This window comes from Delftia sp. Cs1-4 (assembly GCF_000214395.1).
Taxonomy (GTDB): Bacteria; Pseudomonadota; Gammaproteobacteria; order Burkholderiales; family Burkholderiaceae_C; genus Comamonas; species Comamonas acidovorans.
The window spans coordinates 446,592-463,616 of sequence record NC_015563.1; the positions used below are offsets into that span (position 1 = coordinate 446,592).

Annotated in this window: 25 protein-coding genes; 19 read left to right on the forward strand and 6 right to left on the reverse strand. The window is 62.7% G+C overall.

Translation table 11 applies throughout. The annotated features are described in order from the left end of the window. The first annotated feature begins 2 nt into the window (after window positions 1-2). The 7 genes from rpsS to DELCS14_RS02030 all read left to right on the forward strand — a co-directional run bounded on the left by rpsS (window position 3) and on the right by DELCS14_RS02030 (window position 3,045). On the forward strand, window positions 3-278 hold the full coding sequence (gene rpsS / locus DELCS14_RS02000) for a 30S ribosomal protein S19 (RefSeq protein ID WP_012202333.1): 276 nt from the start codon (window positions 3-5) through the stop codon (window positions 276-278). Window positions 279-288: 10 nt separating this feature from the next. After that, complete coding sequence (gene rplV / locus DELCS14_RS02005; protein ID WP_012202334.1) at window positions 289-621, forward strand: 50S ribosomal protein L22; 333 nt, start codon at window positions 289-291, stop codon at window positions 619-621. A gap of 16 nt (window positions 622-637) precedes the next feature. Further along, a complete protein-coding gene (gene rpsC / locus DELCS14_RS02010) occupies window positions 638-1,510 on the forward strand; it encodes a 30S ribosomal protein S3 (RefSeq protein WP_012202335.1) in 873 nt (290 codons plus the stop codon). A 2-nt stretch (window positions 1,511-1,512) separates the two neighbouring features. Then, window positions 1,513-1,929 (forward strand): 50S ribosomal protein L16, encoded by a 417-nt coding sequence (gene rplP / locus DELCS14_RS02015; RefSeq protein ID WP_012202336.1) that lies wholly within the window; start codon window positions 1,513-1,515, stop codon window positions 1,927-1,929. A 10-nt stretch (window positions 1,930-1,939) separates the two neighbouring features. Continuing rightward, window positions 1,940-2,137 (forward strand): 50S ribosomal protein L29, encoded by a 198-nt coding sequence (rpmC, locus tag DELCS14_RS02020; protein ID WP_012202337.1) that lies wholly within the window; start codon window positions 1,940-1,942, stop codon window positions 2,135-2,137. A 13-nt stretch (window positions 2,138-2,150) separates the two neighbouring features. After that, window positions 2,151-2,420: a 30S ribosomal protein S17 gene (gene rpsQ, locus DELCS14_RS02025; protein WP_012202338.1), complete on the forward strand. Its 270-nt coding sequence runs from the start codon at window positions 2,151-2,153 to the stop codon at window positions 2,418-2,420. Window positions 2,421-2,538: 118 nt separating this feature from the next. Next, window positions 2,539-3,045, forward strand: coding sequence for a peroxiredoxin (locus DELCS14_RS02030; protein ID WP_013800250.1), 507 nt, complete (start codon window positions 2,539-2,541; stop codon window positions 3,043-3,045). Between the two features lie 112 nt (window positions 3,046-3,157). Here the strand turns inward: DELCS14_RS02030 and DELCS14_RS02035 are convergent, their stop codons facing one another. Both DELCS14_RS02035 and DELCS14_RS02040 read right to left on the reverse strand, forming a co-directional pair. Then, window positions 3,158-3,649, reverse strand: coding sequence for a GNAT family N-acetyltransferase (locus DELCS14_RS02035; protein WP_013800251.1), 492 nt, complete (start codon window positions 3,647-3,649; stop codon window positions 3,158-3,160). A 65-nt stretch (window positions 3,650-3,714) separates the two neighbouring features. After that, window positions 3,715-4,413, reverse strand: coding sequence for a cytochrome b/b6 domain-containing protein (locus DELCS14_RS02040; RefSeq protein WP_013800252.1), 699 nt, complete (start codon window positions 4,411-4,413; stop codon window positions 3,715-3,717). Between the two features lie 170 nt (window positions 4,414-4,583). On the opposite strand from DELCS14_RS02040, the gene DELCS14_RS02045 reads away from it, so the two are divergent. Next, complete coding sequence (locus DELCS14_RS02045) at window positions 4,584-5,030, forward strand: cytochrome c (protein ID WP_013800253.1); 447 nt, start codon at window positions 4,584-4,586, stop codon at window positions 5,028-5,030. Window positions 5,031-5,104: 74 nt separating this feature from the next. Here DELCS14_RS02045 and DELCS14_RS02050 read toward each other — a convergent pair whose 3' ends face one another. After that, complete coding sequence (locus DELCS14_RS02050; RefSeq protein WP_043780365.1) at window positions 5,105-5,608, reverse strand: TlpA disulfide reductase family protein; 504 nt, start codon at window positions 5,606-5,608, stop codon at window positions 5,105-5,107. 123 nt (window positions 5,609-5,731) lie between these two features. Between DELCS14_RS02050 and DELCS14_RS02055 the strand changes: the two genes are divergently transcribed. The 4 genes from DELCS14_RS02055 (at window position 5,732) to ptsP (ending at window position 9,067) form a co-directional block, all read left to right on the forward strand. Beyond that, window positions 5,732-6,349, forward strand: coding sequence for a hypothetical protein (locus DELCS14_RS02055; RefSeq protein ID WP_170962108.1), 618 nt, complete (start codon window positions 5,732-5,734; stop codon window positions 6,347-6,349). 125 nt (window positions 6,350-6,474) lie between these two features. Then, window positions 6,475-6,936: a PTS fructose transporter subunit IIA gene (locus tag DELCS14_RS02060; RefSeq protein ID WP_170962107.1), complete on the forward strand. Its 462-nt coding sequence runs from the start codon at window positions 6,475-6,477 to the stop codon at window positions 6,934-6,936. Continuing rightward, window positions 6,905-7,174: an HPr family phosphocarrier protein gene (locus tag DELCS14_RS02065; protein WP_012202346.1), complete on the forward strand. Its 270-nt coding sequence runs from the start codon at window positions 6,905-6,907 to the stop codon at window positions 7,172-7,174. The genes DELCS14_RS02060 and DELCS14_RS02065 overlap by 32 nt, the downstream gene beginning before the upstream one ends. 117 nt (window positions 7,175-7,291) lie before the next feature. Continuing rightward, the gene (ptsP, locus tag DELCS14_RS02070) at window positions 7,292-9,067 is read left to right on the forward strand and encodes a phosphoenolpyruvate--protein phosphotransferase (RefSeq protein ID WP_013800256.1); all 1,776 of its coding nucleotides are present in this window, start codon (window positions 7,292-7,294) and stop codon (window positions 9,065-9,067) included. Window positions 9,068-9,462: 395 nt separating this feature from the next. Here ptsP and lipA read toward each other — a convergent pair whose 3' ends face one another. The 3 genes from lipA to DELCS14_RS02085 are packed head-to-tail and all read right to left on the reverse strand — an operon-like array spanning window position 9,463 to window position 11,493. After that, on the reverse strand, window positions 9,463-10,443 hold the full coding sequence (gene lipA / locus DELCS14_RS02075) for a lipoyl synthase (protein WP_013800257.1): 981 nt from the start codon (window positions 10,441-10,443) through the stop codon (window positions 9,463-9,465). Between the two features lie 10 nt (window positions 10,444-10,453). Beyond that, window positions 10,454-11,179, reverse strand: a complete 726-nt coding sequence (gene lipB / locus DELCS14_RS02080) for a lipoyl(octanoyl) transferase LipB (protein ID WP_013800258.1) — start codon at window positions 11,177-11,179, stop codon at window positions 10,454-10,456. Continuing rightward, the gene (locus DELCS14_RS02085) at window positions 11,176-11,493 is read right to left on the reverse strand and encodes a DUF493 family protein (protein WP_013800259.1); all 318 of its coding nucleotides are present in this window, start codon (window positions 11,491-11,493) and stop codon (window positions 11,176-11,178) included. The genes lipB and DELCS14_RS02085 overlap by 4 nt, the downstream gene beginning before the upstream one ends. A gap of 286 nt (window positions 11,494-11,779) precedes the next feature. Here DELCS14_RS02085 and DELCS14_RS02090 point away from each other — a divergent pair, with 286 nt between their 5' ends. Genes DELCS14_RS02090 through atpG form a run of 7 tightly spaced genes read left to right on the forward strand, consistent with a single transcriptional unit; the run spans window position 11,780 to window position 16,998 of the window. After that, on the forward strand, window positions 11,780-12,262 hold the full coding sequence (locus DELCS14_RS02090) for an ATP synthase subunit I (protein ID WP_012202351.1): 483 nt from the start codon (window positions 11,780-11,782) through the stop codon (window positions 12,260-12,262). Window positions 12,263-12,283: 21 nt separating this feature from the next. Next, window positions 12,284-13,147 carry a F0F1 ATP synthase subunit A gene (gene atpB, locus DELCS14_RS02095; RefSeq protein WP_012202352.1) on the forward strand — a complete coding sequence of 288 codons (864 nt, stop codon included), beginning with the start codon at window positions 12,284-12,286 and terminating at the stop codon, window positions 13,145-13,147. A gap of 51 nt (window positions 13,148-13,198) precedes the next feature. Next, window positions 13,199-13,447, forward strand: a complete 249-nt coding sequence (gene atpE / locus DELCS14_RS02100; protein ID WP_011803767.1) for a F0F1 ATP synthase subunit C — start codon at window positions 13,199-13,201, stop codon at window positions 13,445-13,447. Between the two features lie 35 nt (window positions 13,448-13,482). After that, window positions 13,483-13,953, forward strand: coding sequence for a F0F1 ATP synthase subunit B (locus DELCS14_RS02105; RefSeq protein ID WP_012202353.1), 471 nt, complete (start codon window positions 13,483-13,485; stop codon window positions 13,951-13,953). 12 nt (window positions 13,954-13,965) lie between these two features. Next, window positions 13,966-14,505 carry a F0F1 ATP synthase subunit delta gene (locus DELCS14_RS02110; RefSeq protein WP_013800260.1) on the forward strand — a complete coding sequence of 180 codons (540 nt, stop codon included), beginning with the start codon at window positions 13,966-13,968 and terminating at the stop codon, window positions 14,503-14,505. 48 nt (window positions 14,506-14,553) lie between these two features. Then, complete coding sequence (gene atpA, locus DELCS14_RS02115; protein ID WP_012202355.1) at window positions 14,554-16,107, forward strand: F0F1 ATP synthase subunit alpha; 1,554 nt, start codon at window positions 14,554-14,556, stop codon at window positions 16,105-16,107. Window positions 16,108-16,125: 18 nt separating this feature from the next. Continuing rightward, the gene (gene atpG / locus DELCS14_RS02120; RefSeq protein ID WP_012202356.1) at window positions 16,126-16,998 is read left to right on the forward strand and encodes a F0F1 ATP synthase subunit gamma; all 873 of its coding nucleotides are present in this window, start codon (window positions 16,126-16,128) and stop codon (window positions 16,996-16,998) included. Window positions 16,999-17,025: the final 27 nt, after the last annotated feature.

Sequence of the window (17,025 nt, forward strand, 5' to 3'; positions counted from 1 at the left end):
AAATGACTCGTTCTCTTAAAAAGGGTCCGTTTGTTGACCATCACTTGCTGGCAAAGGCCGAAAAGGCCGTCGCCACCAAGGACAAGAAGCCCGTCAAGACCTGGTCGCGTCGCTCCATGGTTCTGCCCGAGTTCATCGGTCTGACCATCGCCGTGCACAACGGCAAGCAGCACGTGCCCGTGTATGTGACTGACCAGATGGTCGGCCACAAGCTCGGCGAATTCGCGCTGACCCGTACCTTCAAGGGTCACCCGGCGGACAAAAAAGCCAAGAAGTAAGGAATAGAACATGTCTGAAACACGTGCTGTTCTCCGTGGCGTCCGCCTGTCTGTGGACAAGGGTCGCCTGGTCGCGGACCTGATCCGCGGCAAGAAAGTGGACCAAGCCCTGAACATCCTGACGTTCACGCAGAAAAAAGCTGCCGTGATCATCAAGAAGGTGCTCGAGTCCGCCATCGCCAACGCCGAGCACAACGACGGCGCCGACATCGACGAACTGAAGGTCAAGACCATCTTCGTCGAACAAGGCACCACGCTCAAGCGCTTCACCGCGCGTGCAAAGGGCCGCGGCAATCGCATCAGCAAGCCCACGTGCCACGTGTACGTGACGGTTGGCAACTGAAAGGCCTGGGAAGAATATGGGACAGAAAATCCATCCTACCGGCTTCCGCCTGGCTGTTAGCCGCAACTGGGCCAGCCGTTGGTACGCAAGCAACCGTGACTTCGCCGGCATGCTGGCCGAAGACATCAAGGTGCGCGAGTTCCTGAAGGCCAAGCTGAAGAATGCCGCCGTGTCGCGCATCCTGATCGAGCGTCCTGCAAAGAACGCCCGCATCACGATCTTCTCGGCACGTCCTGGTGTCGTGATCGGCAAGAAGGGCGAGGACATCGAGAACCTGAAGAAGGAACTCGCAACCCGTCTGGGCGTGCCCGTGGCTGTGAACATCGAAGAAGTGCGCAAGCCTGAAATCGATGCCAAGCTGATCGCCGATTCGATCTGCCAGCAGCTCGAAAAGCGCATCATGTTCCGCCGCGCCATGAAGCGTGCAATGCAAAACGCCATGCGTCTGGGTGCCCAAGGCATCAAGATCATGTCTTCGGGCCGTCTGAACGGTATCGAAATTGCACGTTGCGAGTGGTATCGCGAAGGCCGTGTGCCACTTCACACACTGCGCGCCGACATCGACTATGGCTTCTCCGAAGCCAAGACGACCTACGGTGTGATCGGTGTGAAGGTCTGGGTCTACAAGGGTGACACGCTGGGTCGTAACGACCTGCCGGCAGCCGAGACACCCCGCCCCGAAGAAGAACGTCGTCCTCGCGGCCCCCGCCGTGATGGTCGCGGCGATGGTCGTCGTGACGGTGCTGGCCGTGGTGCCCGCCGCCCCGCAGGCGCTAACGCAGCACCTGCTGACGGCAGCGATAAGCCCGCCGGCGCTGGCGCTGATTCCGTTAAGCGCGTTCGCAAGACTGACGCGCCCGCTACAGCAGCGGACGGTAAAGGAGAATAAAGATGCTGCAACCTGCTCGCCGCAAATACCGCAAGGAGCAAAAGGGTCGCAACACCGGTATCGCAACGCGTGGTAACTCCGTTGCTTTCGGTGACTTCGGCCTGAAGTCCACTGACCGTGGTCGCCTGACGGCGCGTCAGATCGAAGCGGCTCGCCGCGCGATCTCGCGTCACGTCAAGCGTGGCGGTCGTATCTGGATCCGCGTGTTCCCGGACAAGCCAATCTCTACCAAGCCCGCAGAAGTGCGTATGGGTAACGGTAAGGGCAACCCCGAGTACTACGTGGCCGAAATCCAGCCCGGCAAGGTGCTCTACGAAATCGTGGGCGTCCCTGAAGAGCTGGCTCGTGAAGCGTTCCGCCTGGCCGCTGCAAAGCTGCCGCTGCGTACGACCTTCGTGTCCCGTCAAATTGGTGCCTAAGGAGAACAACATGACGAAAGCTGCTGAACTCCGCCAAAAAGACGTTGCCGGCCTGGAAGCCGAAGTGAAGTCCCTGCAAAAGGCTCACTTTGGCCTGCGTATGCAAAAGGCTACGCAACAGCTGGGTAACACGAACACGCTGCGTACCACGCGCCGTGACATCGCCCGCGCCAAGACCATCCTTGCTGAAAAGCAAGCTGCCAAGTAATCAGGAAGCCGACATGACGGAAGCTAAAAAATCCCTCAAGCGCACCTTGATTGGCAAGGTGGTCAGCGACAAGCGTGCCAAGACCGTGACGGTCATGGTTGAACGCCGCGTCAAGCACCCGATCTATGACAAGATCATGATCAAGTCCAGCAAGTACCACGCTCACGACGAGCAAGGTGAATACAAGCTGGGCGACGTGGTTGAAATCACGGAAAGCCGCCCGCTGTCCAAGACCAAGAACTGGGTTGCTACCCGCTTGGTGCAAAAGGCTGCTCTGGTGTAAGCCTACACAGGCCCACCGGCTGCAAGGCCACAGGAAACGACCCACAATGTGGGTCGTTTTTTCGTTTGGGGACCGCCATTTCGGCAGCCCCCGGTTTTGCACCACAAAGGAGATAGAGATGATCAAAGTCGGAGATGCCCTGCCCGCTGCCACCCTGATGGAATACGTGGAAGTCGAAGGCAATGGCTGCAGCATCGGCCCCAACCCCGTGAAGCTGCCCGAAGCCGCTGCCGGCAAGACCATCGCGGTCTTCGCCGTGCCCGGCGCATTCACTCCCACCTGCTCGGCCAAACATGTGCCCGGCTTCGTGGAGCAGGCCGAAGCCTTCAAGGCTGCCGGCGTGGACGAGATCTGGTGCCTGTCGGTCAACGACGCCTTCGTGATGGGCGCGTGGGCCCGTGACCAGAAGACCGACGGCAAGGTGCGCATGCTGGCCGACGGCGATGCCGCCTTCGCCAAGGCCACCGGCCTGACGCTGGACCTGAACGGCAAGGGCCTGGGCCTGCGCAGCAACCGCTACTCCATGCTGGTCAAGGACGGCAAGGTCGCCACGCTGAACGTGGAAGGCCCTGGCAAGTTCGAAGTCAGCGACGCTGCCACCCTGCTGGGCCAGGCCAAGGCCTGATCCTGATCGTGCTGCAGGCCTGCCGGGCCTGGGCACCGCGCTTTTGCGAAAAAAGGCATTGCACCCAGGTGCAATGCCTTTTTGTATTTCAGGGGGCTGCCTCCGCCGGGCCCTAGAAGATATCGGCCTTGAGGTAATGCGCCCCTGCGATGGGGTTGTGATAGTAGGGCGGGATTTCCTCGAAGCCCAGGTCCGTGTAGAGGGCGCGTGCCGACTCCATGTCGTCCAGCGTGTCCAGCAGCACATGGTCATAGCCGGCCTGGCGCGCCACATCGAGCATGGCCTCGGCGAGCTGGCGGCCCAGGCCGAAACCGCGAAAGGCCTTGCGCACGAACAGGCGCTTCATCTCGGCGGCGTTGGCGTAATCGCAGTTGTCCAGCGGACGCAAGGCGCAGCAGCCGGCCACGGCGCCATCGACCTTGGCCAGCAGGATGTGGCCGCGCGGCGATGCGTAGTCGCCAGGCAGATCGGCGATCTCGGCCTCGAAATCTTGAAATTGCAGATCGACATCCAGGCTTGCGGCGTACTCCTGGAAGATCTGGCGGACTTCGTCCATGTCTTCCAGGGGATTCGGCGCCAGCAAGGCGACAGCAGGCTTGTCCACGGGCACTTGGCTAAAACGACGGAAAACGCAGTGTAGCGGCAAGCTGGCAACATCTGGCCACGCCGTCAGAAAGCATCCCCCAGCTGCTGCACCCACCATGCGGCGGCCCCCGCCACCAACGCCAGGACCAAGGCCAACAGGCGGCTGGCTGCCGTGTCGCGTGAAGAGGGCAGGGGTTCGGGCAAGTGCTTGTCTCCCGTCACCATGGCGCGCACCAGACCCAGTCCGCGCCAGGCATAGAACAGGATGGCCAACAGGTGCAGGGCCACCAGCGCGTACAGCAGATACTGCCCCCAGTGCGCGTGGTAGGCGGTGGCCTGTGCCACGGTGTCGCCCGATACAAAGCGGCCCAGCGGCCCGGAGAACGCAATCTCGTCGTCGCTGAGCAACCCGCTGCCCACCTGGGCGATCAGCACGGCCAGCATGGCAAACACGGACAGTGCGCCCAGCGGGCTGTGGCCTGCGCTGTCGCTTTCCGTTCCTTGTCCCCGCACATGGCGCAGCACGGTGGCCGGCGCGTGGATGAAGCTGGCAAAGCGCGACCAGCGGCCGCCCACCAGGCCCCAAAGCAGGCGAAACAGCAGCAGGGCCAGCATGGCATGGCCCAGCAGCAGATGCCAGTTCATGGCATTGCCGCCCAGCTTGGCCGTCACGACCAGGCCGACCACCGTTGCGGCCAGCAGCCAGTGAAACAGCCGGGTGGGCAGGTCCCAGATGCGGACCTTGTGCTTGGCGGCGCCTTGTGCGGTCGATTCTTGTGCCATGGCATGAAAGCTGGGATGGGGATGGGGATGGGGATGGGGCATTGTGCCGCCCCGCATTCCTGCGAGGACCAGGAATGCACCCTGGCCGTGGTCAATCAAAGCGGCGCCGGCAAGATGCCGCTGCCATACTGGTCCGGCAGATTTCCCCACACTCCCAAAGGAAAACCACGATGAAGAAAGTTTCTGCATGGGCGCTGGCCGCTCTGGTGGCCGCCACGGCGCTGCCCGCGTCCGCACAGTTCGCCAAGTCCGAAGACGCCATCAAGTACCGCCAGGGCGCGCTCGCCGTGCTGGGCCAGCATTTCGGGCGCCTGGGCGCCATGGCGAACGGAAAGATCCCCTTCGATGCCAAGGCGGCCCAGGAAAACGCCGAGGTGGTGGCCTTCATGGCCAAGCTGCCTTGGGCCGCGTTCGGCGCGGGCACGGAAGGTGGAAAGGCCAAGCCTGAAATCTGGAAGGAGCATGCCAAGTTCCAAGACCTGTCGGAGAAGATGCAGGCCGAGACGGTCAAGCTCGCGGCTGCGGCCAAGTCCGGCAACCTGGACCAGCTCAAGGCCGCCTTCGGCCCGGCTGCCGCCAGCTGCAAGGCGTGCCACGACAGCTTCCGCAGCCGTTGAGCGGCGGGCGGAGGATGCCCCAATGAAAAAAACCGGCCTGGTGCCGGTTTTTTTGTGCCCTGGTCTGCGCTGTATCAGGCCTCGGCCAGCAGCTTCTCGATCAGCCGATGCAACTCCGCGAAGTCAGGTGCGCCCACATAGCGCTTCACGATGTCGCCACGCTTGTTGACGATGTAGGTGGTGGGAGTCAGTTGCACATCGCCCCAGGCCCGGGCCACGGCGCCGGTGTTGTCCAGCGCGACCTTGAAAGGCAGCTTGCGCGAATCGGCGAAGTTCACCACATAGCTGGGCGGGTCGTAGCTCATGGCCACGGCCAGGGTCTCGAACCCCTGGCTCTGGAATTTCTGGTGGGTGGCAACGATCTCGGGCATTTCGGCCACGCAGGTGGTGCAGCTGGTGGCCCAGAAGTTCACCAAGGTCACCTTGCCCTTGAGGTCGGCCGTGGTCTGCTTGCTGCCGTCCAGCAGCACGAACGTGGACTGCGGCGCGGCCGTCTGGCCGGCACCCGAATACACCCATGCGCCCATGCCGGCGGCTGCGGCGATCACCACGCCTGCGATCCAATGTTTGCTTGCCATAGCGACGATTGTGCCCAAAGTTGCGCCCGAAGGCCTGCACGCATGCCGTGCACCGCCTTTCGATGCGCGGCAAGGGCAAAAGTTCGGGGCTCGGACAGGTCGGGCCATGCCGATAATGCCGGCATGACATTGATGGAAAGCTTTTCGAAAGCAAAGGGCCGCGCTCTGGCCCTGCGGCTTGGCGCCGCGATGCTGGTGTTGGCGCCCCTGGCCGCCTGCAGTCCCAGGCTGGATTGGCGGCAGGTCGCGGTCGAAGGCACGCCGCTGCGCGTGCTCTTGCCCTGCGATCCGCAATCCGCAACACGGCCGGTGGAGCTGGGCCAGGGCATGGGCACGGTGCAGATGTCCATGATGGGATGCGACGCCGATGCGTCGACCTACGCGGTGTCCCACTTCCTGGTCAGCGAGCCGTCCAGAGCCGCCGAGATGCTGTCGTACTGGCAGGCAGCCGTGCTCGGCCAGATGAACCCGGGTGCTCCGGGGCAGGCACCGGCGGGCGCCAAGCAACTGCGCTCCAAGGAAGATGGCCCTTTCCTGCCTGCGGGTGCACTGAATCTGCCGCAGTCGCTGCGCACCACGTTTGAAGGCGTGGGGCCCCAGGGCTGGAAGCTCACCGCCCATGGCGTGTGGTTTGCACGAATGGAGCCGGCAGGCGCACGCCTCTACCATGCCGTCATCTACAGCGACAAGCCGCGCACAGACGAGGCCAACAACTTCTTCGCCAGCCTGCAACTGCAATAGCAACGGCAACAGGTTTCGGAGCCACGGATGCGGGAGGCAGCTGTGGCATGGAACGTAGTGCAGGCGCGCCGGTTGCCCTGCATGCGCCTGCGCACGCCATAATCGACTCCGAACCCTGTGACTTCATGACCACGCGCATCCTTTTGTTCACCCACGCACCTTTGGCCCATGCACTGCGCGAATGCGCCTTGCATGTGTTCGCCGACAGTGCCGAGGACGTCCTTGCCCTGGATGTGCCCGCTCAGGAGCCGCCCGAGGCCACCCTGATGCGTGCCGAGCAGTTGCTTGAGGACCATGGCGGCCTGGTGGCGCTGCCCACGCTGGTGCTGACCGACCTCTTTGGCGCGACGCCCTGCAACGTGGCGCAGCGCCTGGTGGCGCAACTGCCTGCCGGGCGGCTGGTGGCCGGAGTGAACTTGCCCATGCTGCTGCGCTCCATAGGCTATCGCCACGAGGCGCTGGAAGCCGTGGCCGAGCGTGCCTTGGCGGGAGGCAGCCATGGGGTGATGCAGGTGGGCGTGAACACGCCTCAGAACCAGAGTCCGCGACCATCCAATGATCAAGACCCCTATAACCATCAGCAATAAACTGGGCCTGCATGCCCGCGCCTCCGCCAAGCTCACCAAGCTTGCAGGCAGCTTTCCCTGCGAAGTCTGGATGAGCAAGGGCGAGCGGCGCATCAATGCCAAGAGCATCATGGGCGTGATGATGCTGGCTGCCGGCATGGGCTCCGAGGTGCTGCTGGAAACCGAAGGACCGCAGGAGCAGGAAGCCATGGATGCGCTGACGGCCCTGATCAACGACAAATTTGGCGAAGGCCAGTGATGGGCCTCCGCTGCGCTGGCAGACGGTGAGCGCAAAAGAGCAACACGCGCCGGGCCCGGACGCTGCCGCATTGCGACGGCCCGGGGCCTGCGCAGCAGCAGGCAAAGGACAGGCGCAATGACGTTTGCAATCCACGGACTGGCCGTTTCACGGGGCATTGCGATAGGACGCGCGGTGGTGGTGGCCTCCAGCCGCATGGAGGTGGTGCACTACTTCATCCGGCCCGATCAGGTGGACGCGGAAATCGACCGCGCCCGCAGCGCACGCAACGCCGTCATCGACGAGCTGCGCCGTCTGCAGAATGAAATGCCCCAGGATGCGCCGGGCGAGCTCGATGCCCTGCTCGACGTCCACCTGCTGCTGTTGCAGGACGAGGCCCTGGCCGCCGCCATCAAGCACTGGATTTCCGATCGTCTCTACAACGCCGAATGGGCGCTGACCACGCAGCTCGAGGTCGTCTCGCGCCAGTTCGACGAGATGGAGGACGAGTATCTGCGCGAGCGCAAGGCCGACCTGGAGCAGGTGGTCGAGCGCATCCTGCGCTACATGAAGGGCATGGCCAGCCCCGTGCCCGCGCCTGCCGCGCTGCCGCGGGCCGATGCAACGGGGGAGGGCGCGCCGCAGCAGCCGCTGCTGCTCGACGAAGTCACCGATGTGCCCCTGGTCCTGGTGGCGCAGGACCTGTCGCCGGTGGACATGCTGCAGTTCAAGAGCCGGCTGTTTGCCGGCTTCATCACGGCCGTGGGCGGGCGCACCTCGCACACGGCCATCGTGGCGCGCAGCATGGACATCCCGGCCGTGGTCGGCGCGCGCGCGGCCAGCCAGCTGATCCGCCAGGACGACTGGATCATCATCGATGGCAACGCAGGCGTCGTCATCGTCGATCCTTCTCCCATCATCCTGGCCGAATATGGCTTTCGCCAGCGCCAGAACGAGCTGGAGCGCGAGCGCCTCTCACGCCTGCGCCACACGCCCGCGCTGACGCTGGACGGAGAGCGCATCGAGTTGCTGGCCAATATCGAGCAACCCGGCGACGGGCCTGCGGCCGTGCATGCAGGCGCCGTGGGCGTGGGGCTGTTCCGCACGGAATTCCTGTTCATGGGGCGCGGCGGCAACCTGCCCGGTGAGGAAGAGCAGTACCGCGCCTACCGCGAGGCCGTGGACGGCATGCAGGGCATGCCCGTGACCATTCGCACGCTGGACGTAGGCGCCGACAAGCCGCTGGACAAGGCACAGCCCAAGGACTACTACCTGAACCCCGCGCTGGGTCTGCGCGCCATCCGCTGGAGCCTGGCTGACCCTGCCATGTTCCGCACCCAGTTGCGCGCCATCCTGCGTGCGGCGGCGCATGGGCAGATCCATCTGCTGTTTCCCATGCTGGCCCACCAAAGCGAGATCGAGCAGACCCTGGCCCAGGTGCGGCTGGCGCAAAGCGAACTCGACGCGCGAGGCGTGGCCCATGGCCCGGTCAAGCTGGGCGCCATGATCGAAGTGCCTGCGGCCGCGCTGATCGTGCGCACTTTTTTGCGTTACTTCGACTTCCTGTCGATCGGCACCAACGACCTCATCCAGTACACGCTGGCCATCGACCGCGCCGACGAGACCGTGGCCCATCTCTATGACCCCTTGCATCCCGCCGTGCTCAAGCTGGTGGCAGACGTGATTGCCGAAGGAAGGGCGCAGGGCAAGAGCGTCTGTGTCTGCGGGGAGACCGCCGGGGATGTGGGCATGACGCGCCTGCTGCTCGGCCTGGGTCTGCGCAGCTTTTCCATGCATCCGGCGCAGATACTGGTCGTCAAGCAGGAAATCTTGCGTGCCGACACACGCAAGCTGACTGCCTGGGCGCAGGAAGTCCTCCGCTCGGACAGTCCCGCAGCGCTGCTGGGACCATGAATTCATGCAGGCGAGGATGCGCAGAAAAAAAGATTTGCAGCTTTAGTTGCGATTGATTCTCATTCGATGCTATGATCAGCCCCAATGCAGCAAGAAACTCTCTGGTGGGGAATTCGAGCTGCAAGCCTTTTTCAGTTTCATCGTGGGGCGACTCGCCAGGCCTGTTCAGCCTGCAGCAAGTCGGTTTGCCAGCCAGCGGTCTGCCGGTTAGCCAGGCTTTTTTTCTACGATGTCAGAAGAGGCAACATCGCCTCAAATTCAAGCAGAGCATGCGTCAGCGGCTCTGCTTTTTTATTGCCTGCACGTCTTGAGGTGTGTTCATGCGGCCATGAAAAAGCCCTCGGCAGCAGGGCTGGCGAGGGCTGGGCATTGAGGGCCGCCTGGGTGCGGCGAACTCAAACGCCTGCGGCGTGTGCCTGCTGATCCGCGTGGTAGCTGGAGCGCACCATGGCGCCCACGGCGGCGTGCGTGAAGCCCATCTTGTAGGCTTCTTCCTCGAACATCTTGAAGGTGTCGGGGTGCACGTATCGGCGCACCGGCAGGTGGCTGTTGCTGGGCGCCAGGTACTGGCCGATGGTCAGCATGTCGATGTCATGGGCGCGCATGTCGCGCATCACCTGCAGGATTTCCTCGTCGGTCTCGCCCAGGCCCACCATGATGCCGCTCTTGGTCGGAACCTTGGGGTGCAAGGCCTTGAACTTCTTGAGCAGGTTCAGCGAGAACTGGTAGTCCGAGCCGGGACGCGCTTCCTTGTACAGGCGCGGTGCGGTCTCCAGGTTGTGGTTCATCACATCGGGAGGTGCGGCCTTGAGGATTTCCAGCGCACGGTCGTCGCGGCCACGGAAGTCGGGCACCAGGATCTCGATCTGGGTAAGCGGCGAGAGCTCGCGGATGTTCTTGATGCACTCCACGAAATGGCCCGAGCCGCCATCGCGCAGGTCATCGCGGTCCACGCTGGTGATCACCACGTACTTCAGGCGCAACTCGGCAATCGTCTTGGCAAGATTGAGCGGCTCGTTGGTATCCAGCGGGTCGGGGCGGCCGTGGCCCACGTCGCAGAACGGGCAGCGGCGCGTGCACTTGTCGCCCATGATCATGAAGGTGGCCGTGCCCTTGCCGAAACATTCGCCGATGTTGGGGCAGGAGGCTTCCTCGCAGACCGTGTGCAGCTTGTTGGCGCGCAGGATGTCCTTGATCTCGTAGAAGCGCGTGGTGGGGCTGCCCGCCTTGACGCGGATCCACTCGGGCTTCTTGAGGGCCTCGCCATGCTCGACCTTGATCGGGATGCGCGAAAGCTTCGCTGCCGCCTTCTGCTTGGCCAGCGGGTTGTACTCGGCTTGGGACTGCGCTTCGCGCACGACGGTGTTGGTGGTCATGGTTCTGGATTCAGGGGGCTAGGCGGCGCTGCAACTGTCGTCCCAGCACGCGCGCGGCTTCGTCCCAGGTTGTCTGAACGCCGATTGTAGAAAGGTCCACCGTTTGCAGTCCTGCATAGCCGCAAGGGTTGATCCGTTCGTAGGGTTCCAGGTCCATGGCGGCATTCAGGGCAACGCCGTGATAGGTGCAATGCCGGCTGACCTTGATGCCCAGGGCTGCAATCTTGCCCAGCCCCGAAAAATCGGGCTGGGGCGCGGGCGAGCCGGGTGCGCGCAGTTGCGGGCGCTGGGCCAGCATGGCGTGGCTGCGAGGATCGTCAAGGCGCACGTAGATGCCGGGGGCGCCTTCCACGCGGTGGCCGGTGATGCCGAAATGCTCCAGCGTGCGGATGACCGCATCTTCGATGCGGAACACGTATTCCTTGACGAAGTAGCCCAGGCGCTGCAGATCCAGCAACGGATAGGCGACCACCTGGCCCGGGCCGTGGTAGGTGACCTGCCCGCCGCGGTTGGTTGCGATCACGGGAATGTTGCCAGGGCTCAGCAAGTGGTCACTTTTCCCGGCAAGGCCTTGCGTGAAATGCGGGGCGTGCTCGCAGATCCAGAGCTCGTCGCGCGTGCCGGCATCGCGGCCGCTCGTGAATGCCTGCATGGCCTGCACCGTGGCTTCGTAGTCGGTGCGGCCCAGCAGGCGCAAGTCCAGCGTCTGCGCAAGCTCGGCGGCTGGGGCGCTCAAAGCACCACTTTCACAAGCGGGTGCGAGGTGAACGCCCGGTACAGGTCGTCGAGCTGCTCGCGGCTGGTGGCCGTCACCGTGACGGTGACACCCAGGTATTTGCCGCTGCTGCTGGGGCGCAACTCGATGGTGCTGGGGTCAAAGGCGGGGTCGAAGCGCTCGGCGATCTGGGTGATTTCATGCACCAGATGCTCGGCCTTGATGCCCATGACTTTGATGGGAAACTGCGACGGATACTCGATCAACGAGTCCTTGCGCGGGTCCGCGTCCGGCGCGGCTGCTGGTGCGGAGGAGGGGGTGGGGGCGTCGGTCATAGGTGAATCAAGGTTAATCGCTTGGCGTTGGAGGCGATTGTGCGCTATCGTTCGCGGCCATGTCGCAGCCTGGGGCTGCCGCGCCGCCGGTCACGAAAACTCCACACACAACAAACAAGCTGCCTGCGGTGCGAGGCTGGCGTTGTTGGCCTGCTGCCACACAGCCAGGCTGCCGCCGCCGTTTTGGGCATGCCCGTAACAACCCCTATCGTTCGGCAGGGGTTTTTACTTATAATCAGAGGCTTTGTGAAAAAGTCTTGTCTGGTCTGCGGCCTTCGAGAACTCAATGAAAAACTACGCCGCTGACACAGACGCTGACAGGGAACTTGAGGGCGAGGATTCCGACTTCAAGCCCCTGACCTCCGAGGAGGCTCAGGAGTGGCGCACGCGAAACCCGCAGATGTCTGTGTGGCGCTTCGTGGTGGTCCAGGCGGTGGTTGGCGTGCTGGTGGCACTGGTCGCGTGGCTGGTGACGGGGCGCGCCGAGGTCGGATGGTCGGCTGCCTATGGCGCCTTGTCGGTGGTGCTGCCGGCTGCGCTGTTTGCGCGCGCCGTCGTGCGCAAGAGGCCTGGCGGCGCTGCAGCCGCCATGGTGGGAATTTTTGGCTGGGAACTGGTGAAGCTGGTGCTGTGCATTGCCATGCTGGCGGCTGCACCCAAGCTGGTCCCGGGGCTGAGTTGGCTGGCGCTGCTGGCGGGCTTGGTGATCGTCATGAAAACGTATTGGGTCGCGCTGATAGTGCGGGCCAATGTCCGAAAAACCGATTGATATTTGAAGAGAAGTTGACCGATGGCCGCAGACGCGCACGCACCTACTGCAAGTGAATACATCGTTCACCACCTGCAGCACCTCCAGAACATCAAGCAAAAGTCGATCATCGACTTTTCGGTCATCAACCTGGACTCGATCGTCGTCAGCGCCACGCTGGGCGTGCTGAGCCTGTTCGTGCTGTGGCTTGCCGCGCGCAAGGCCACATCGGGCGTTCCGGGCCGCTTCCAGGCGGCTGTAGAGCTGCTGGTCGAGATGGTGGACAACCAGGCCAAGGCCAACATCCACAACGCGCAAAGCCGCAAGTTCATCGCTCCGCTGGCACTGACCGTGTTCGTCTGGATCTTCATGATGAACGCCATGGACATGCTGCCCGTGGACCTGCTGCCGGTACTGTGGCAGGGCGTCCAGGGTGACTCGCACGCCTACCTGCGTGTCGTTCCCACGGCTGACCTCTCGACCACGCTGGGCCTGTCCTCGGCCGTGCTGATCCTGTGCTTCTTCTACAGCATCAAGATCAAGGGCATGGGCGGCTGGGCCCACGAACTGGTGACCGCTCCGTTCGGCACCAGCAAGAATCCCGTGTTTGCACTGATCCTGGGTGTTATCAACCTGGCCATGCAGATCATTGAATATGTCGCCAAGACGGTTTCGCATGGCATGCGACTGTTCGGCAACATGTACGCTGGTGAGTTGGTGTTCTGTCTGATCGCTCTGATGGGCGGTGCGGCTGCCATGTCGCTTTCCGGTGTGTTGCTCCCCTTGGGGCACATCATTGCAGGCTCTATCTGGGCGATCTTCCACATTCTGATCATCACCCTGCAGGCCTTCATTTTCATGATGCTGACGCTGATCTATCTCGGCCAGGCACATGAAGCCCACTGACCATTTCCTTTCCCTCTCAACCTTTCTCTTTCTTTAATCTCAGGAGTCATCATGGAAAACATTCTCGGTCTCGTCGCTCTGGCTTGTGGTCTGATCGTTGGTCTGGGCGCTATCGGCGCTTCGATCGGTATCGCCCTGATGGGTGGCAAGTTCCTGGAATCGTCGGCACGTCAGCCTGAGCTGATCAACGAACTGCAAACCAAGATGTTCATCTTGGCCGGTCTGATCGACGCTGCCTTCCTGATCGGTGTTGCTATCGCTCTGCTGTTCGCTTTCGCCAACCCCTTCGTCCTGGCCTAAGCTCCGATCAACGCCCTAGATAGAAAGGTGTTGCCGTGAGTATCAACGCGACCCTGTTCGTCCAGGCCATCGTTTTCCTGATCCTGGTGCTGTTCACGATGAAGTTCGTGTGGCCCCCGATCGCGAAGGCGCTGGATGAACGAGCTCTGAAAATCGCCGATGGCCTCGCTGCTGCCGACAAGGCCAAGACTGACCTGGCCGCCGCCAACAAGCGCGTCGAGCAGGAACTGGCCCAGACGCGCAACGAAACGGCATCGCGGCTTGCGGACGCCGAACGCCGTGCCCAGGCCATCATCGAAGAAGCCAAGGCCCGTGCCTCCGAAGAAGGCAACAAGATTGTTGCTGCTGCCCGCGCCGAGGCCGAGCAGCAGACAGTCCAGGCCCGTGAAGCCCTGCGCGAGCAAGTGGCTGCGCTGGCCGTCAAGGGCGCCGAGCAGATCCTGCGCAAGGAAGTGGATGCCGGCGTCCATGCCGACCTGCTGAACCGCCTGAAGACCGAGCTGTAAGGAAGAGCAAACATGGCAGAACTCGCCACCATTGCCCGTCCTTACGCAGATGCCCTGTTCAAGGCCAGCACCCACCAGGGTGCTGACCTGTCCGGCACTGTTGCCTGGGCGGAGGAATTGGCGGCGATTGCCGCCAATCCGCAATTGCGCCAGCTGGCCGACGACCCCAAGGTGACCGACGAACAACTGTTCGACGTCATCAGCGGCGTGGCCGGCTCGGCATTGCCTGATGCCGCTCGCAACTTTCTGCGCGTCATCATTGAAAACGGCCGACTGCAAGCCCTGCCAGAAGTGGCGGCCCAGTTTCGCAGCCTCGTGAACCGCGCCGGTGGCTCGTCCGACGCCGTGGTTCAAAGCGCTTTTCCCATAGATGCTGCCGCTCTGGCTGCCCTCGGGACTTCGCTGGAGAAGCGTTTCGGCCGAAAGCTGAACCTGTCGGTGCAGCAAGATCAGTCCCTGATCGGTGGCATCCGCGTCGTGGTGGGTGATGAAGTTCTTGACACGTCCGTCAAGGCCCGCCTGGAACAAATGAAAGCGGCCCTCATTGCGTAACAACGCGACTGAGGTCTCGGCTAACCAAAGCTAAAGAAGGAAAGAGTCATGCAACTCAATCCCGCAGAAATTTCTGAACTGATCAAGAGCCGCATCGAGGGTCTGGCTGGCAGCAGCGACATCCGTAACGAAGGCACCGTGGTTTCGGTGACCGACGGTATCGTGCGCGTGCACGGCCTGTCGGACGTGATGCAAGGCGAAATGCTGGAATTCCCCGCAGGCAAGGATGGCCAGCCCTCCTTCGGCCTGGCGCTGAACCTCGAGCGCGACTCCGTCGGCGCCGTGATTCTGGGCGAGTACGAGCACATCTCCGAAGGCGACACCGTCAAGTGCACGGGCCGCATTCTGGAAGTGCCCGTCGGCCCCGAACTCATCGGCCGCGTGGTCAACGCCCTGGGTCAGCCGATTGACGGCAAGGGCCCGATCAACGCCAAGATGACGGACGTGATCGAGAAGGTCGCTCCCGGCGTGATCGCACGCCAGTCCGTGGACCAGCCCCTGCAGACCGGCATCAAGTCCATCGACTCGATGGTGCCCGTCGGCCGTGGCCAGCGCGAACTGATCATCGGCGACCGCCAGACCGGCAAGACCGCCGTGGCCATCGACGCCATCATCAACCAGAAGGGTCAGGGCGTTACCTGCATCTACGTTGCGATCGGCCAGAAGGCTTCCTCGATCAAGAACGTGGTGCGAGCCCTGGAGCAGGCCGGCGCGATGGAATACACCATCGTCGTGGCTGCCACCGCTTCCGAATCCGCTGCCATGCAGTACGTGTCGGCCTACTCCGGCTGCACGATGGGCGAGTACTTCCGCGACCGCGGCGAAGATGCCCTGATCGTCTATGACGACCTGTCCAAGCAAGCCGTGGCCTACCGCCAGGTTTCGCTGCTGCTGCGCCGTCCCCCGGGCCGCGAAGCCTTCCCCGGCGACGTGTTCTATCTCCACAGCCGCCTGCTCGAACGTGCAGCCCGCGTGAATGCCGACTACGTCGAAGCCTTCACCAAGGGTGAAGTCAAGGGCAAGACGGGTTCGCTGACGGCACTGCCCATCATCGAAACCCAGGCCGGTGACGTGTCGGCCTTCGTGCCCACAAACGTGATCTCGATCACGGACGGCCAGATCTTCCTGGAAACCAGCCTGTTCAACGCCGGTATCCGCCCCGCCATCAACGCCGGTATCTCGGTGTCGCGCGTCGGTGGTGCTGCACAGACCAAGCTGGTCAAGGGCCAGTCCGGCGGTATCCGTACCGACCTGGCGCAATACCGTGAGCTGGCTGCCTTCGCGCAGTTCGCCTCCGACCTGGACGAAGCCACCCGCAAGCAGCTGGACCGCGGTGCCCGCGTGACCGAACTGCTCAAGCAGGCCCAGTACAGCCCCCTGTCCACCGCTTTGATGGGCGCTTCGCTGTTCGCAGTGAACAAGGGCTACATGGACGACATCCAGGTCAAGCAAGTGCTGGCTTTCGAGTCTGGTCTGCACCAGTTCCTGAAGACCAGCCACGGCGCCCTGATCGACAAGCTGAACGCTTCCAAGGCCATGGACAAGGATTCCGAAGCCGAATTGAACGCCGCCATCGCTGCGTTCAAGAAGTCGTTCGCTTAAACCGGACGAGGAGCCATCATGGCAGCAGGTAAGGAAATTCGCGGCAAGATCAAATCGGTGGAAAACACCAAGAAGATCACCAAAGCCATGGAAATGGTGGCCGCATCCAAGATGCGCAAGGCGCAGGAACGGATGCTGGCTGCACGCCCGTACAGCGAAAAGATCCGCAACATTGCAGTCCATCTTGGCCAAGCCAACCCCGAGTACGTGCACCCGTTCATGCAAGTGAACGGTGATGCAAAGACAGCCGGCGTCATCGTGGTGACGACGGACAAGGGGTTGTGCGGCGGCATGAACACCAACGTGTTGCGTGCTGTCACGGCCAAGCTGCGGGAGCTGCAGGATCAAGGCGTGTCGGCAGAAGCAGTGGCCATTGGCAACAAGGGTCTGGGCTTTCTGAACCGTGTCGGCGCCAAGGTGGTTTCGCACGCGACGGGTCTGGGCGATACGCCCCATCTGGAAAAGCTGATCGGCCCTGTGAAGGTGCTGCTCGATGCATATGCAGCGGGCAAGCTGAGCGCGGTGTACCTGAGCTACACCAAGTTCATCAACACCATGAAGCAGGAATCGGTGGTGGAGCAGTTGCTGCCCCTGTCGTCCGAGAGCATGCAGGCCGAGAAGACGTCTGGCCATAGCTGGGACTACATCTACGAACCCGACGCGCAGTCCGTGATCGACGAACTGCTCGTGCGCTACGCAGAGTCCCTGGTCTACCAAGCTGTCGCGGAAAACATGGCGTCCGAGCAATCGGCGCGCATGGTGGCCATGAAGGCCGCTACCGACAACGCCGGCAACGTCATCAGCGAGTTGAAGCTGGTCTACAACAAGACGCGTCAGGCAGCCATCACGACCGAACTGTCGGAAATCGTGGCTGGCGCCGCTGCTGTGTAAAGCAGCTCAACAGACAAACTAATTGGA

Excerpts from the sequence above, each read along its gene's own strand:
- rpsS (WP_012202333.1), top strand. The coding sequence starts at position 3 with ATGACTCGTTCTCTTAAAAAGGGTCCGTTTGTTGACCATCACTTGCTG.
- rplV (WP_012202334.1), top strand. The coding sequence starts at position 289 with ATGTCTGAAACACGTGCTGTTCTCCGTGGCGTCCGCCTGTCTGTGGAC.
- rpsC (WP_012202335.1), top strand. The coding sequence starts at position 638 with ATGGGACAGAAAATCCATCCTACCGGCTTCCGCCTGGCTGTTAGCCGC.
- rplP (WP_012202336.1), top strand. The coding sequence starts at position 1,513 with ATGCTGCAACCTGCTCGCCGCAAATACCGCAAGGAGCAAAAGGGTCGC.
- rpmC (WP_012202337.1), top strand. The coding sequence starts at position 1,940 with ATGACGAAAGCTGCTGAACTCCGCCAAAAAGACGTTGCCGGCCTGGAA.
- rpsQ (WP_012202338.1), top strand. The coding sequence starts at position 2,151 with ATGACGGAAGCTAAAAAATCCCTCAAGCGCACCTTGATTGGCAAGGTG.
- DELCS14_RS02030 (WP_013800250.1), top strand. The coding sequence starts at position 2,539 with ATGATCAAAGTCGGAGATGCCCTGCCCGCTGCCACCCTGATGGAATAC.
- DELCS14_RS02040 (WP_013800252.1), bottom strand. The coding sequence starts at position 4,413 with ATGGCACAAGAATCGACCGCACAAGGCGCCGCCAAGCACAAGGTCCGC.
- DELCS14_RS02045 (WP_013800253.1), top strand. The coding sequence starts at position 4,584 with ATGAAGAAAGTTTCTGCATGGGCGCTGGCCGCTCTGGTGGCCGCCACG.
- DELCS14_RS02050 (WP_043780365.1), bottom strand. The coding sequence starts at position 5,608 with ATGGCAAGCAAACATTGGATCGCAGGCGTGGTGATCGCCGCAGCCGCC.
- DELCS14_RS02055 (WP_170962108.1), top strand. The coding sequence starts at position 5,732 with ATGACATTGATGGAAAGCTTTTCGAAAGCAAAGGGCCGCGCTCTGGCC.
- DELCS14_RS02060 (WP_170962107.1), top strand. The coding sequence starts at position 6,475 with ATGACCACGCGCATCCTTTTGTTCACCCACGCACCTTTGGCCCATGCA.
- DELCS14_RS02065 (WP_012202346.1), top strand. The coding sequence starts at position 6,905 with ATGATCAAGACCCCTATAACCATCAGCAATAAACTGGGCCTGCATGCC.
- ptsP (WP_013800256.1), top strand. The coding sequence starts at position 7,292 with ATGACGTTTGCAATCCACGGACTGGCCGTTTCACGGGGCATTGCGATA.
- lipA (WP_013800257.1), bottom strand. The coding sequence starts at position 10,443 with ATGACCACCAACACCGTCGTGCGCGAAGCGCAGTCCCAAGCCGAGTAC.
- DELCS14_RS02085 (WP_013800259.1), bottom strand. The coding sequence starts at position 11,493 with ATGACCGACGCCCCCACCCCCTCCTCCGCACCAGCAGCCGCGCCGGAC.
- DELCS14_RS02090 (WP_012202351.1), top strand. The coding sequence starts at position 11,780 with ATGAAAAACTACGCCGCTGACACAGACGCTGACAGGGAACTTGAGGGC.
- atpB (WP_012202352.1), top strand. The coding sequence starts at position 12,284 with ATGGCCGCAGACGCGCACGCACCTACTGCAAGTGAATACATCGTTCAC.
- atpE (WP_011803767.1), top strand. The coding sequence starts at position 13,199 with ATGGAAAACATTCTCGGTCTCGTCGCTCTGGCTTGTGGTCTGATCGTT.
- DELCS14_RS02110 (WP_013800260.1), top strand. The coding sequence starts at position 13,966 with ATGGCAGAACTCGCCACCATTGCCCGTCCTTACGCAGATGCCCTGTTC.
- atpA (WP_012202355.1), top strand. The coding sequence starts at position 14,554 with ATGCAACTCAATCCCGCAGAAATTTCTGAACTGATCAAGAGCCGCATC.
- atpG (WP_012202356.1), top strand. The coding sequence starts at position 16,126 with ATGGCAGCAGGTAAGGAAATTCGCGGCAAGATCAAATCGGTGGAAAAC.